This is a genomic window from Nocardia concava NBRC 100430 (assembly GCF_000308815.1).
Classification (GTDB): domain Bacteria; phylum Actinomycetota; class Actinomycetes; order Mycobacteriales; family Mycobacteriaceae; genus Nocardia; species Nocardia concava.
On sequence record NZ_BAFX01000104.1, the window covers coordinates 74,433 to 87,486 of the forward strand.

Sequence of the window (13,054 nt, forward strand, 5' to 3'; positions counted from 1 at the left end):
GTTAGCTAGTTTGCGTCGATGATTGGGGTGTCCTTCGAGGAGTCGATGGTGGTGAATCGGATGACTCGATCACTGCCGATCATGGCCGTGTAGGGAGCGACGAAGCAGAAGGCCATCGTCAGATGAGCGGGATCGATTGTGCCAGTTGCGACCTCGTCGCGGTGGTCTTTCTCGACGAGCGGGTAGAGGACGATGACGCCCTGTTTGTGGCGGGCGAGGTCGAGGATGAGAGCATTGTCTCGGGGGCCGAGGGGACCGGCGATGCGGAGGGCGGGGGCACGGTGTTTCGGATCGCTGATGGCGCCGAACAGGCCCTGGCGGCGGCGGTCACGGGCGAACCAGGAGTAGGCGTGCCTGCCGGAGTCGGGTTTGAAGCGGTTTTCTCCTCGGACGTGTTGGGGCGCGAGGATCAGCCAATCTTCCACCAGCGGTTGATGTTTGGTGATTCTACGTAGGTATTCGAGGTGGGGTTCGAATTGGCTCGGGGCTCCCCACTTCAGGGATTCCGCCAAGGTCAGGAAGTCGGGGGCGCTCACGGTTCCGGTCAGGAACGGAATCGGGAAAGTACCTCTGTTGCCGAGATCCGCCGTCAAGGTCAGCGGCTCGGGATTGAGCGACTCGAGGATCGGCAGCCAGAGTGATGTGTTGTGACGCAAGGCCGCTGGAGAGCTGGGGTATGCAGTCGGCTCGACCCACTGACCTGGCGACTGCACTTCGACGAGTTTGGCGTTGTACATCTTGTTCGCGCTAGTCGGCTTCAGCCACGGGAGATGCTGTGAGACCAGAGGCGGCACCTGGGCCGGCGTCACCTGGGGTTCACCGTCGACGAGCACCGAGTACTGCTGGAGTTCCTCGCGGAACTTCTCTTCGTCCAGGCAGATTGCCTCGAAAGCCTGGTACAGGTCGACGTCTTTGGCGCCCATCGTCTCCTGGCGGCCGATGTACAGCCGGACCAGGTCGCGGTAGCCGCGGCGGAAGCCGAACCAGCGGCCCATCTGCATCATCGTGGAGGCATTCGCAGTGGCGCGGCGGAAGTAGGAGACGGTCAGACCCTCGACGGTGAAGCCGCGGGAGAGTTTTTGGCCGCCGATGAGGATTTTCCAGATGGGGCGCTTGTCGAAATCTGCTGCGCCGGTTTCGAGTTCCTTGTCACTGTTGATGACGAGGATGGGGCGGTCGTCGCCGCCGATGCGTTGGGACGCGGCGCCGATGTAGCGCTGGAGATCGTCGAAGGAGTCGGGAACCGCGTAACCCTCGGAACGTACAGCCGAGACGGGGGCGATGTCGCTGTCGTAGAGCAGGCGCAGGCGATCGTGGCCGGTCGGGCCGGTGTAGCCGGAGTCCCACCACATCTTGGTGATTCGGCCTGACAGCTCGCGGTGGTCCTCGGTCAGGCGGGACTCGTTGATGAGCATCGTGTGGTGCTTGTAGGTAGGACTCTGCGGGTCGTTCTCTTCGCGGTAGATCTTCATCGCCGCGGTGAGCACGAACATGTCCAGTGCACGTTGGAGGTCGTCGGTGTCGTCGCCGTCCTCATTTGCGGCGAGGTCTCGGACGTGTGCCTTCTCGTTCGAATTCTCGAAATTCCGTTCCTCGAGCGGGATTTCGGAGTCGATGTCATGGAAGTCGCGGACGCCCATGTAGCCGTCCGGGCGGGGCAGGGAGATCAGGAAGTCTTTGGGGAAGATGTCCTCGGCGTCGGCCGGGTCGACGAAGACGTTTGCGAACGGGGTGGCTGTGTAACCTACGTACTGGGCACGGGGCAGCATGCGCAGCAACTCGGAGATCTTGAGGTTGATCGCGGTGCGCTCGGCGTTGGGCTTGCCCATGTTCGTGGTGTTCAGTGAGGCTTCGTCGGACTCGTCGTCGATGATCAGCACCGGGATTTCGCGCAGATCCGTCTTGATCTTCTTGAGGTCCTTGACCAGCTTGCCGAGCACTGTCTTGTTCTTCTTCACGACCATGAGTCGCGCGTTCGAACGATGCAGGTTCTTCGGGTTGTACAGCGGCAGGTTCGGCTCCCGCTTCTCGAACTCGAGCGCCATGATGCCCTGCAGCAGGCTCTTGTAGTCGTCGTCGCGGGTGGTCATTCGGAAGATGTCGAAAGCGCCTTGCAGAGAGGGCATTTCGCCGAAGGAGACGAACTTGCCCTTGCCCCAGTCCGGGTCGTCGGCATAGTCGGATTCGAACTCGTTGGCGCCGCGGAGGATGTTCTCGCGGCCGATGAGTTCCATGTCGAGGCGGCGCTGCGTTTGTTCCCGGAGCATGTTCAGCGTGCCGCCCAGGACGATGACCAGGCGGTAACCCGCGTCCACCGCCTTGGCGATCACGCCGGTGAAGTTCGCGGTCTTGCCGGACTGCACGTACCCGACCACCAGCCCCTTTGACTGGTAGGCGGCATCCGCCGTGGGGTTCGCCAAACGTTCCACCACCCGGTCGGTGGCGTCGTCGAGACCGGCAACCGCGTGTGCGGGCCAACCCTTCCGAACGAGCAGGCTCCGGTATGCGGGCCAATAGAAGGACCTACCGGTCTCCCGAGGCGGCAGGTACCACGGCGTGAACTTCTCGCTGATCACGACGGGACCGGCGGAGTCGAAGACGGGGATGAGCGAGTCGAGTAGCTGACTTGTCTCCGGTCGAATCGCGAGCAGGCGGTACACGTCACGACGTCGCTCAGCGGTGCGGGGCTTCTCCTCGGACCAATCGACGGTTGCCTTGAAGTCCCAGTCGGTCAGCTGCTTTCGCCACAGCACGACGAGCTGATCGGTCGAGGATGAGGACCTCAGCACCTCCAGGAAGTCCTTCTCTGTCGCGAAAGGCTCCGCGCCTAGGAGGTCATCGGCGTGGTAGGCAAAGGCCTTCTCGAGATTCTTCGGACGACTACCGAACATGGTCGCCAGTACTTCACTGTGTAGCTTGAGCCGCACCGGATCGGAGCTCACCATGGCAAAGTCCTCACTTCTCAGGGCAGTTGCAGCGCAACGGGGTCGATGGGCGGGTTGGCGGTGGGCGTCAGCCCGGTGAGGTCGATGTCGTATCGGACAGACGAAATCCTTGTCCGGACATCGGGTTCGAGCTGGTCGAGGGAGATCCGCGGCAAGCCATCCGCGGTGAGCAGGAGAGGCTCGTTACGGAGAATCCACTGATCCTCTTCCCCGCCTTCGTCTTCCTTCATTGCTTCGGCGAGCGCTTTCTCGAATCGGGCCGCCAATGCCGCGCCTTCTGCCGCAGCGGATTTCGTCAGCGCGTCGATCGATTGCCGTAGGCTCCGCCCTTCGGATCCTCCACGTGTCAGCTGAATCGAGACAAGCCACAACGTTTGACCGACCGCGGGCGTCAGCTGATCGATCCCGTTGATGGTGTGGCGACGGGTCTCGGACGCCGTCGTCTTCACCTCGATTCCGACGCTTCCCACCACGAAATCGTGTTCCTCACCGAAGGGCCCCAGCCAGGCCCGAAGTGCGGAATCCCAGCCATGCGACTCGGCCAACGACCGCAATATCGTGAGTTCACCGTGCAGGCCGAGTCTCCGCTGCAGACTCGCCACGCGCCCCCGATCCAGCAGCGCCGACCACGAGCGGATCGTTTCGCCGAAGGCATCGGACAGCGTGTGCCCGTCCCGCACGATGCGGTCGGCGATCGCCGCGATCAAGTCGTGGAAGTCCCGCATCAGTTCGGGACGCGTCGTCCGAATCCTCGCCATCGTCATCCCGTGGTGGGACACCCGATCGACATGCACGGCAGGGAGCGGAGACCGCGGCACGGCGGCACGAGGAAGCAGCTCGACGTACAGAACGACGCCGTCTCCGTTGTCATCGACCTCGTAAACCACAGCAGGCCGCACACCCGACGGTGACAGCGGGATGCTTACCGCCTCTCGCCTGGCCATGTAGTAATCCGCGTCCGACCATGACAGAACCTGCGATAGATGGTCATCCATCGTTGCTCAACCGCTTCTCCTCGGCGGTCGCCGCGACGTAGAGAATCGACTGCCACAGTTGGAGGTTGTCCTTCTCGCGGCTGCCGCTCCGCTCACCCTCGAAAGCCGTGTGCATCAACAGATACAGCAGGGACTTGATCATCGGCGCGTCGTTCATGCCGCCGCGTCGACCGCCCAGCACCGCGTTGCGAAACCGCTTGTTCAGGTAGATCGCTCGGCCATCTCGATCCACATCGAAGAAGATGTTGCCCTCGAGCGCACTCCAACGAATGTCGATCGGTTCCTCGCCGGGCAATACCGGCAGTTCGTCCTCGATCGTCTCGCGCACCGCCGGGTCGACCCCCCGACCCGGCGGAATCACCGGCTTCCGGGTCGTGCCGGCGCGCTTCCTCGATTCCCGATACGTGGCCTCCGCGTCCGCGATGTACTGACCGAATCGCATGCCCTGTTCGTCTGCCGCGCCGTCGAGGTCCGAGATCAGCTGCGGTGCGACATCGACGCCGTCCTTCTTGACCGTCAGACGAATCAGATTCTCGAGACCGTCCGGGATATCGACGGCGATGCGCGCCGGTGACAGGTGCTGTTCGGGCTGTCGAAAGTTGTTCCAGCCGCCGGCCTGTACGAGGCGATCGTGGCGGTAGAAGTAGAAGCCCTGTCGATTCATCAGCGAGCCGATTGCCCGGTACTGGTCCAGCGAGGACTTCGGCGGCCAAATGTGAGCGGTGAACTTCACCGGCGAGGCATCGACGGTCCGTACCGTGAAGGTGCGCGGATAGCCAGGGCGACCGGACACCGGATAGCCGAACGGATTGAGCGGCAGGACACTGAAATCCATGTAGATCGTGCCGGTATCGATGTCCTCGACCGCCACGGTGATGTTGAAATCGTCGCGCTCCAGGAATCGGTGGAGCTGCAGGCCGAGATGCATGCCCAGTTTGTTGATCGTGCGCTGCAGATAGCGATCCGTCTGACCGCCGGAACCGTTCTGCGGGAAGTTCTTGACTCCATCCCATCGAATCACCGTGCCTTGCCAGGTGATCGGCTTGTCGGCATACCTGTCGATCAGCGACTGGGCGTACATCGGCTCGACGATGTCGCACTGAAACCCGTTGAGCGCGTGCTCCATTGCCCATCGGCGCCCCGCCGGACGTGAGGTGCGAGTGCGGCTGACCACGGTGACGGCCGCCGCGTGGCTCAGGGACGCGGACTTGAGACCGGTACCGAACATGCCCAGGGCGTTACTGCTGTAATTGCGGCGGCCGCCGACCGTCATGGCGACATCGAGCTCTGCTTCCGTCATACCGCAGCCGTCGTCGACGACGAGCAGGCTCACCAAACGGTCTCCGGAACGCAGAAAGTGGATGATGACATCCTTGGCGCCGGCGTCGATCGAGTTGTCGACCAGATCGGCGATCGCGGCCTCGAAGCCGTAGCCCTGACTACTCAGCGCCTCCATGTATCTGGAATCGGGCGGCAGGTACTTGGTACCCGTGGTCGGGACGTCGAACTTCCACTCATCTGCCATAACCACCCCGATGCTACGTATTAGCTGCGACAGGTCTCGCATTCAGCGAGACACGTGTGAACAATCCAATCGGGTCCAGATTGTGTTACCGCCCCCACCGACCGCGCTTGACTGCTATTCGGCGACGTGCAGTCCGCGCATACAACGAACGACGAGATCGGCCGGAGACCCCCGCCCCTCGGCTTGACCGTTCGCGCTCGCCCAAAGTTCCAGTGCCACACGGATTGCGCCTGCGGCGGCCGCGGCGGTCAGTCGGAGTTGAAACGGATCCGACTGTGAGCCAGCAAGTTTCGTCAACAGGTGGTGGAGGTCGCGTTCGGCTTCGAGGTTGATTCGGTGCCAGATGGCGCGGAGGGTCGGGTCGGTTTCCATGGCCTGGAGGAGGCCGCAGGTGATTTCGAGGTCTTCGGGGCTGTCGCCGAGAGTCAGGGAGCGGACTGCCGCAGCTTCGAACTCTTCGGGGGTGGGGAGGCGGTTCGGGCCCTGGGCGATTTCGGCCAGCCAGCGTTGGGCGCCGGCGGCGAGCATGGGCTCGACGGCGTCTTCTTTGGTGCGGGCGTAGCGGTAGAAGGTGCGGAGGGCTACGCCGGATTCTGAGGCTATTTGGTCGGCGGTTACCTCGGAGGTGCCGTGCTCGGCGAAGAGGCGGGCGGCGGTTCGGGCTATTTCCATTCGGGTTTCGGATTTGCGGCGTTCCGCCAGGGACGGGCGGGGGGATGGAGCAGCGGGTTGGGCGGACATTTCACCTCCTTTGGGGTTGGGTGTCGAGTACCGATCCTAGTCCACAGGATGCCATGGTGGCATGACGTGCCACATGGGCGTAGCGTGTCATGTAGAGGCTGAAGTACCTAGTTAGGAGCATCGCAATGGAGCGTTTTGATGGTCGGCGAGTAGTGATTACCGGGGCCGGGTCGGGGATTGGGCGGGCTACCGTGCATCGGATCTTGGCTGAGGGGGGTCGGGTCGTGGGGGCGGATGTGAATGAGGCCGGGTTGGCGGAGACTGCCAAGCAGGCCGCCGAGAACGGGAATGCGGATCGGCTCACGACGCTGGCGATCGATATCGCCGAAGAGGAGTCGGTGAAGGTGGGGGTCGCGGCTGCTGTCGAGAACCTCGGCGGGATCGATGCGTTGATCAATGCGGCGGGGATTCTGCGGTCGGCGCATACGCATGAGATGCCGTTGGCGGACTTCAACAGGATCATCACCGTGAATCTGACCGGCACGTTCCTGATGATCAAGGAAGCGCTCCCGCGGCTGCTGGAATCCGACAAGGGTGTGATCGTGAACTTCACGTCCACTTCGGCGTTCTTTGCGCATCCGTACATGTCCGCGTACGCCGCGTCCAAGGGCGGGATCATGTCGATGACTCATGCACTGGCCGCGGAGTACTCGAAGCAGGGGCTGCGCGTGGTTGCTGTTGCGCCCGGGTCGATTTCTAGTGATATGACCGATGGGAAGGGGCCGGGGCTGCCTGCTGACGCCGATCTGAGCCTGTTCATGAAGTTGGCTCCGGGGATCGGGCAGGGGTTTGCCTCGCCGGATACCGTTGCGGGCGTTGTGGCGATGCTCGCGTCGGATGATGGTGCGTTCATTACCGGTACCGAGATTCGGATCGACGGCGGCACGCATTACTGACAGCCGCATTGCGAAGCTGACAGCCGCATTGCGAACGGCCCCGCGGGAGAGTTGAGCGGGGCCGTTGCCTCGCAATGGGTTTCGTCCGTTTTGTGATCTTTGGCATAGTGCATGCCATAGGGTTTGACGGTATTTACCGCGACAGATCTACTGTCACGTGGTCGCGCTCACATCGGCAAGCCGGGGCGACCGAGGCTAGACCGCAAGGGGGGTCCATGGCGAAGCACCGTAGGCAGACGGCAACTCAGCGCGTATTGCTGCGCGCCGCAGTCTCCGCTATCCCGATGACCGCGGTGCTGGGCATCAGCGCCGTCGCGCAGGCCGCGCCGCAACCCGGTGTGACGCAGCCGGATCCGGGCTCCCCCAATTCCGGTGGCGCCCAGCCGGGCGTCACCGTGACCCCGCCGCCGGCTCAGCACGTCACGCCGCAGGACGACGCGCAAGGCGTTGCGCCGCAAAGCGATTACGCCCCGACCCGGCCGGACACGAAGCGCGACTACCCCGCCGCGCCGATCCAGCCGGGCGAACTGCACGCACCGGAGCCGACGCCGGACATCGGCGTGATCGTCCCCACGAACCCGCGTGAACTACGCGCCGGTGACCTCACCACCATCGCCCCGGACTTCCTCAGCGATGAGCAGGTCGCCCAGATCAACGCCGTGCTGGCGGGTCCCGAAGCCCAGATCTCGCAATTCACCCGCTCCATCGGCGTCCCGCCCAGCCGCGCCGACCATATCGCCGCGGGCGCCTTGGCCGGAGCCGCGGGCGGCGCCGTCATCGGTTGCATCGCGGGCGCGGCCATCGCGACGCTTCCGTTCGGCCCGATCGCTCCGCTCGTCTTCGCGATGACCGGACCGCCCGGATGCGCGATCGGCGGCGTGGTCGGCCTGGCCGCCGGAACCGTCCTCGGCGCGGGAACCGGCGCACTGATCTGATCTCGGCGCCAAGAGGTTTCAGGGTTGCTCAGGGTCGAGGGTCATACAAAAGAACCATTCGGCCCTGAATTCACAGGAAAACCGTTCCTCAGCCGGAGGGTGCTCGGGCACAGTTGCTGAGCATGACGTCGATATCTCTTCGCCGGATCGGCGGCCGGGTGGCCGTGGCCGGTGCTATCGCTTTGATTCCCCTTGCCGCGGTGACGATTCCGGCCTCCGCGGAGGTTCCGCTGGACAACGCGCCGGCCGATGTGGCCTGGCCGCACAACCACAACAACAACCCGTGGTGGGATCGGGATCACGACGATTGGCGGCACGGGCCCGATCGCAATGACTGGAACCGCGGCTTCCCGGGCTGGTGGAACAACAACGACGACTGCTGGCGAAACGGGCTGCCGCACACCGGAAGCTGGTAACAACCGAATACTTCGCGCGTACACACCCCCTTCACGCGCGAATAGCGAAGGCCCGCCGGGGAATCCCCGACGGGCCTTCGTGCTATCGAAAAGCCGGAAACCTTAGGCGGTTTCGGTGATCGGCCGGTCGACCCAGCTCATCAGGCCGCGCAGCTTGGCGCCGGTGACCTCGATCGGGTGCTCGGCGTTGGCCTTGCGCAGACCCTCGAGCTCCTTGTTGCCGCCCTCGACGTTGGCGACCAGGCGCTTGACGAAGGTGCCGTCCTGGATGTCGGTCAGGATCGCCTTCATGCGCTCCTTGGTGCCGGCGTCGATGACGCGCGGGCCCGACAGGTAGCCACCGAACTCGGCGGTGTCGGACACCGAGTAGTTCATGCGCGCGATGCCGCCCTCGTACATCAGGTCGACGATCAGCTTGAGCTCGTGCAGCACCTCGAAGTAGGCCATCTCCGGCGCGTAACCGGCCTCGACCATGACCTCGAAACCGGTCTTGACCAGTTCCTCGGTGCCGCCGCAGAGCACGGCCTGCTCACCGAAGAGGTCGGTCTCGGTCTCTTCCTTGAAGGTGGTCTTGATGACGCCCGCGCGGGTGCCGCCGATGCCCTTGGCGTAGGACAGGGCCAGCGCCTGGCCGTTGCCGGTCGGGTCCTGGTCGATGGCGATCAGGGCTGGAACGCCCTTGCCGTCGACGAACTGACGACGCACCAGGTGGCCGGGGCCCTTCGGGGCGACCATGCCGACGGTGACGTTGGCCGGAGCCTTGATCAGACCGAAGTGGATGTTCAGGCCGTGGCCGAAGAACAGCGCGTCGCCGTCCTTCAGGTGCGGCTCGATGTCGTTGGTGAAGATCGACGCTTGCGCGGTGTCGGGCGCGAGGACCATGATCACGTCGGCCCACTCGGCGACCTCGGCCGGAGTGCCGACGGTCAGGCCGGCCTCTTCGGCCTTGGCGCGGGACTTCGAGCCCTCCTTGAGGCCGATGCGCACGTCGACGCCGGAGTCGCGCAGGCTCAGCGAGTGGGCGTGGCCCTGCGAGCCGTAGCCGATGACGGCGACCTTCTTGCCCTGGATGATCGACAGGTCAGCGTCGTCGTCATAGAACATCTCGACTGCCACTTTGGGTGCTCCTTCTTGGATTCTGGATTAAGCAATTTGTGGATCCCGGCCAAAAGCTCGCCGGGATGACGGGCACAGCATGCCCGTATGACGGGCGGGTGGCCGCCGCGACGCCGGGTTACCGGTGAGTCGCGGCAGCCGTACAACTAACGAGTCGCGGTGATGGACTTGGGTCCACGGCCCACGGCGACAACTCCGGACTGCACGATCTCACGGATCCCGTACGGCTCCATCATGCGCAGCAGCGCGTCGAGCTTGGAGCGGGTGCCGGTGGCCTCGATGGTCAGCGCGTCGGGCGACACGTCGATCACCTTGGCGCGGAACAGGTTCACGGCCTCGATCACCTGGGTACGCACGCTGGCGTCGGCGCGCACCTTCACCAGGATCAGCTCGCGGGCGACGGAGCTCTCCGTGTCCTGCTCGACGATCTTGATGACGTTCACCAGCTTGTTCAGCTGCTTGGTGACCTGCTCGAGCGGCAGGTCCTCCACGGTCACGACGATGGTCATACGCGAGATCTCGGGGATCTCGGTGCCGCCGACCGCCAGCGACTGGATATTGAAGCCGCGACGGGAGAACAGCGACGCCACGCGCGCCAGCACGCCCGGCTTGTCCTCCACCAGCACGGAGAGGGTGTGGGTGGTGGTCATTCCTGGGTCCCCTTCTGGGAGGCGCGCTCGTGAGCCGCCAGAGAAGCCTGCTCGTGCGACATGGCCTCGTGGATGACGGCCGGCTCGGAGATCGACTCGTCGTCGTCGAACAGCGGGCGGATGCCGCGCGCGGCCATGATCTCGTCGTTGGAGGTGCCGGCGGCGACCATCGGCCACACCTGCGCGTCCTTGCCGACGATGAAGTCGATCACCACGGGACGGTCGTTGATCGACTGCGCCTCGCGGATCGCGGCCTCCACGTCCTCTTCCTTCTCCACGCGAATGCCATGGCAGCCCAGGGCTTCCGCGAGCTTCACGAAGTCCGGGATGCGCAGGGTGTGGGTGCCCAGGTCGGTGTTGGAGTAGCGCTGCTCGTAGAACAGGGTCTGCCACTGGCGGACCATGCCCAGGTTGCCGTTGTTGATCAGCGCGACCTTGATCGGCACGCCCTCGACGGCACAGGTGGCCAGCTCCTGGTTGGTCATCTGGAAGCAGCCGTCACCGTCGATGGCCCAGACCTCGCGGTCCGGCATGCCCATCTTGGCGCCCATGGCGGCGGGCACGGCGTAGCCCATGGTGCCCAGGCCACCGGAATTCAGCCAGGTGCGCGGCTTCTCGTACTTGACGAACTGCGCGGCCCACATCTGGTGCTGGCCGACGCCGGCACAGTAGATGGCGTCGGGACCGGCCATCTGTCCCAGCTTCTCGATCACGAACTCGGGCGAGAGCGAACCGTCGGACGGGGTCTTCCAGCCCAGCGGGTAGCTGTCGCGGACACCGCTCAGGTAGGTCCACCAGTCGGTGAGATCCAGCAGCGGGGCCTTGCCCGAACCGGCCGGGTCGGCCTTCAGGGTCTCGATGAGCTCGGTGATGACCTCGCGGCAGTCGCCCACGATCGGCACGTCCGCGTGGCGGTTCTTGCCGATCTCGGCCGGGTCGATGTCGGCGTGGATCACCTTGGCGCCCACCGCGAACGAGTCCAGCTGACCGGTGACGCGGTCGTCGAAACGCGCGCCCAGGGTGATCAGCAGATCCGAACGCTGCAGTGCCGCAACGGCTCCCACGGTGCCGTGCATACCGGGCATACCCATGTTGAGGGTGTGCGAGTCCGGGAACGCGCCGCGCGCCATCAGGGTGGTGACCACCGGGATGCCGGTCAGCTCGGCGAGCTCGAGCAGCTCCTCGTTGGCGTCGGCCTTGATGACACCGCCGCCGACGTAGAGCACGGGCTGCTTGGCTTCCATGATCATCCGGGCGGCCTCGCGCACCTGCTTACCGTGCGGCTTGGTAACCGGACGGTAGCCGGGCAGCTTCATCTCCGGCGGCCAGGAGAAGGTGGTCTGCGCCTGCAGCACATCCTTCGGGATGTCGACCAGGACCGCGCCCGGGCGGCCGGTGGCGGCCAGGTGGAACGCCTCGGCGATCATGCGCGGGATGTCGATCGGGTCGGTCACCAGGAAGTTGTGCTTGGTGCACGCCATGGTGATGCCCGAGATGTCAGCTTCCTGGAAGGCGTCAGTACCGATCAGCGAGCGGCCGACCTGACCGGTGATGGCCACCAGCGGCACGGAGTCCATCTGCGCGTCCGCGATCGGGGTGACCAGGTTGGTGGCGCCGGGGCCCGAAGTGGCCATGCAGACACCGACCTTGCCGGTTGCCTGGGCGTAGCCGGTCGCGGCGTGACCCGCGCCCTGCTCGTGACGCACCAGCACGTGGCGAACCTTGGTCGAGTCGAACAGCGGGTCGTAGACGGGAAGAATCGCACCGCCCGGAATACCGAAAACCGTGTCGACGCCGAGCTCCTCGAGGGAGCGAACGACGGACTGCGCGCCGGTGACCCGCTCGGGCGGGACCTGGCGGCGGTTCGGGGTCGCGGCCGGAGCCGCGGCGGGCTGGGCCGAGGGCGCCGGCTTACGGGCCGAGGGCCCGGGCCTTGCGGTAGGTGCGCTCACCGTCTTGGTTCCTTTACTGCTTGTCGTTCCAGTTCATGGACTTGCCTGAACACAAAAAAGCCCCCGACAGCCAGGTGGCTGTTCGAGGGTGGCGCGTCGCAGCTGCGAGCTGACGTAAATGACCTACAGTCGTCGGCTCAGCGCTGGACGCGCCGGCCGATTACGAGAAGCTCGGTTCGATTCACGCGCTCGACGGTAATTGCGCGTTGGTCGTTCAGTCAAACAGCTGACCTATTGGGTCTCATTATGTGAGACAGTGCGGTTATTCGGGTCCGTTCACCATGATGCAAGGATGTGGGTGTGTCCTCACAGCATCAGTCCGTGCCACCTGCGCCATCGTCCCATACGCCGGAGTCCGAATCGGACGCGGGTCACGTGATCCGCATTCCCCGCCTCGCTCACCTCGGGGTGTTTCTGCTGCTCTTCTGCGTGGCCTTCCCGTTCTTCGGCTGGCCGCAGGTGCTGTGGATCCTGTTCGCGATTCCGCTGGTCGTCGCGATCTGGGTGGAGCGCACCCGGACTCGCGTCTCGGACAATGGGATCGACACCCGCACCCTGTTCGGCTCGCGCCACATCGACTGGGCCGACATCAAGGGGCTGGTCATCCCCAAGCGCGGTTATCTGAAGCTGCACCTGTCCGACGACTCGGATGTGACCTTGCCCGCAGTGGGATACGGACAGCTCCCGGCTCTGATCGCCGCCTCGAACGGACGCATCCCGGATCCCTTCGCCGAGCCGGAGACCGAACCGGACACCGAAACCGAAGCGGCCACCGACCAGGACGCCGACAAGGGCGAGTCCGCGCCGGAGTAACGTTGAGCCCCGCTGGAAACGTTTCGAGGACGTTGTTCCGGCCAGTCGCTTAACAGCCCACTGCGACACG

Annotated in this window: 11 protein-coding genes; 4 read left to right on the forward strand and 7 right to left on the reverse strand. The window is 64.6% G+C overall.

Going from position 1 to position 13,054, the window contains the following annotated elements; all coding sequences use genetic code 11:
* Positions 1 to 5 precede the first annotated feature (5 nt).
* The 4 genes from ON43_RS24650 to ON43_RS24665 form a co-directional block, all read right to left on the reverse strand.
* Entirely contained in the window at positions 6 to 2,945 is a 2,940-nt protein-coding gene (locus tag ON43_RS24650) for a Z1 domain-containing protein (protein WP_040811118.1), read from the reverse strand.
* 17 nt (positions 2,946 to 2,962) lie between these two features.
* Positions 2,963 to 3,940 carry a PD-(D/E)XK motif protein gene (locus ON43_RS24655; RefSeq protein ID WP_051179120.1) on the reverse strand — a complete coding sequence of 326 codons (978 nt, stop codon included), beginning with the start codon at positions 3,938 to 3,940 and terminating at the stop codon, positions 2,963 to 2,965.
* Positions 3,933 to 5,507: an ATP-binding protein gene (locus ON43_RS24660; protein ID WP_245568724.1), complete on the reverse strand. Its 1,575-nt coding sequence runs from the start codon at positions 5,505 to 5,507 to the stop codon at positions 3,933 to 3,935. The genes ON43_RS24655 and ON43_RS24660 overlap by 8 nt, the downstream gene beginning before the upstream one ends.
* 72 nt (positions 5,508 to 5,579) lie before the next feature.
* Positions 5,580 to 6,137, reverse strand: coding sequence for a TetR/AcrR family transcriptional regulator (locus ON43_RS24665; RefSeq protein WP_218003352.1), 558 nt, complete (start codon positions 6,135 to 6,137; stop codon positions 5,580 to 5,582).
* A gap of 194 nt (positions 6,138 to 6,331) precedes the next feature.
* Here ON43_RS24665 and ON43_RS24670 point away from each other — a divergent pair, with 194 nt between their 5' ends.
* From ON43_RS24670 to ON43_RS24680, 3 genes are all read left to right on the forward strand, one after another.
* A complete protein-coding gene (locus ON43_RS24670; protein ID WP_040811122.1) occupies positions 6,332 to 7,102 on the forward strand; it encodes an SDR family NAD(P)-dependent oxidoreductase in 771 nt (256 codons plus the stop codon).
* 215 nt (positions 7,103 to 7,317) lie between these two features.
* The gene (locus tag ON43_RS42760; RefSeq protein WP_157514170.1) at positions 7,318 to 8,037 is read left to right on the forward strand and encodes a hypothetical protein; all 720 of its coding nucleotides are present in this window, start codon (positions 7,318 to 7,320) and stop codon (positions 8,035 to 8,037) included.
* A 122-nt stretch (positions 8,038 to 8,159) separates the two neighbouring features.
* Complete coding sequence (locus ON43_RS24680; RefSeq protein WP_157514171.1) at positions 8,160 to 8,453, forward strand: hypothetical protein; 294 nt, start codon at positions 8,160 to 8,162, stop codon at positions 8,451 to 8,453.
* Positions 8,454 to 8,555: 102 nt separating this feature from the next.
* On the opposite strand, the gene ilvC is transcribed toward ON43_RS24680, so the two are convergent.
* From ilvC to ON43_RS24695, 3 genes are all read right to left on the reverse strand, one after another.
* Positions 8,556 to 9,557, reverse strand: a complete 1,002-nt coding sequence (gene ilvC / locus ON43_RS24685; protein ID WP_174416487.1) for a ketol-acid reductoisomerase — start codon at positions 9,555 to 9,557, stop codon at positions 8,556 to 8,558.
* 158 nt (positions 9,558 to 9,715) lie between these two features.
* A complete protein-coding gene (gene ilvN, locus ON43_RS24690; RefSeq protein WP_040811126.1) occupies positions 9,716 to 10,219 on the reverse strand; it encodes an acetolactate synthase small subunit in 504 nt (167 codons plus the stop codon).
* Entirely contained in the window at positions 10,216 to 12,171 is a 1,956-nt protein-coding gene (locus ON43_RS24695; RefSeq protein WP_040811127.1) for an acetolactate synthase large subunit, read from the reverse strand. Before ON43_RS24695 ends, ilvN begins: the two co-directional genes overlap by 4 nt.
* A gap of 321 nt (positions 12,172 to 12,492) precedes the next feature.
* Between ON43_RS24695 and ON43_RS24700 the strand changes: the two genes are divergently transcribed.
* Positions 12,493 to 12,984: a PH domain-containing protein gene (locus ON43_RS24700; protein ID WP_245568725.1), complete on the forward strand. Its 492-nt coding sequence runs from the start codon at positions 12,493 to 12,495 to the stop codon at positions 12,982 to 12,984.
* Positions 12,985 to 13,054: the final 70 nt, after the last annotated feature.

What these genes read in the sequence shown, in the direction of transcription:
- ON43_RS24650 (WP_040811118.1), bottom strand. Translation starts at nt 2,945, where the DNA reads ATGGTGAGCTCCGATCCGGTGCGGCTCAAGCTACACAGTGAAGTACTG.
- ON43_RS24655 (WP_051179120.1), bottom strand. Translation starts at nt 3,940, where the DNA reads ATGGATGACCATCTATCGCAGGTTCTGTCATGGTCGGACGCGGATTAC.
- ON43_RS24660 (WP_245568724.1), bottom strand. Translation starts at nt 5,507, where the DNA reads ATGCGAGACCTGTCGCAGCTAATACGTAGCATCGGGGTGGTTATGGCA.
- ON43_RS24665 (WP_218003352.1), bottom strand. Translation starts at nt 6,137, where the DNA reads ATGGAAATAGCCCGAACCGCCGCCCGCCTCTTCGCCGAGCACGGCACC.
- ON43_RS24670 (WP_040811122.1), top strand. Translation starts at nt 6,332, where the DNA reads ATGGAGCGTTTTGATGGTCGGCGAGTAGTGATTACCGGGGCCGGGTCG.
- ON43_RS42760 (WP_157514170.1), top strand. Translation starts at nt 7,318, where the DNA reads ATGGCGAAGCACCGTAGGCAGACGGCAACTCAGCGCGTATTGCTGCGC.
- ON43_RS24680 (WP_157514171.1), top strand. Translation starts at nt 8,160, where the DNA reads ATGACGTCGATATCTCTTCGCCGGATCGGCGGCCGGGTGGCCGTGGCC.
- ilvC (WP_174416487.1), bottom strand. Translation starts at nt 9,557, where the DNA reads ATGTTCTATGACGACGACGCTGACCTGTCGATCATCCAGGGCAAGAAG.
- ilvN (WP_040811126.1), bottom strand. Translation starts at nt 10,219, where the DNA reads ATGACCACCACCCACACCCTCTCCGTGCTGGTGGAGGACAAGCCGGGC.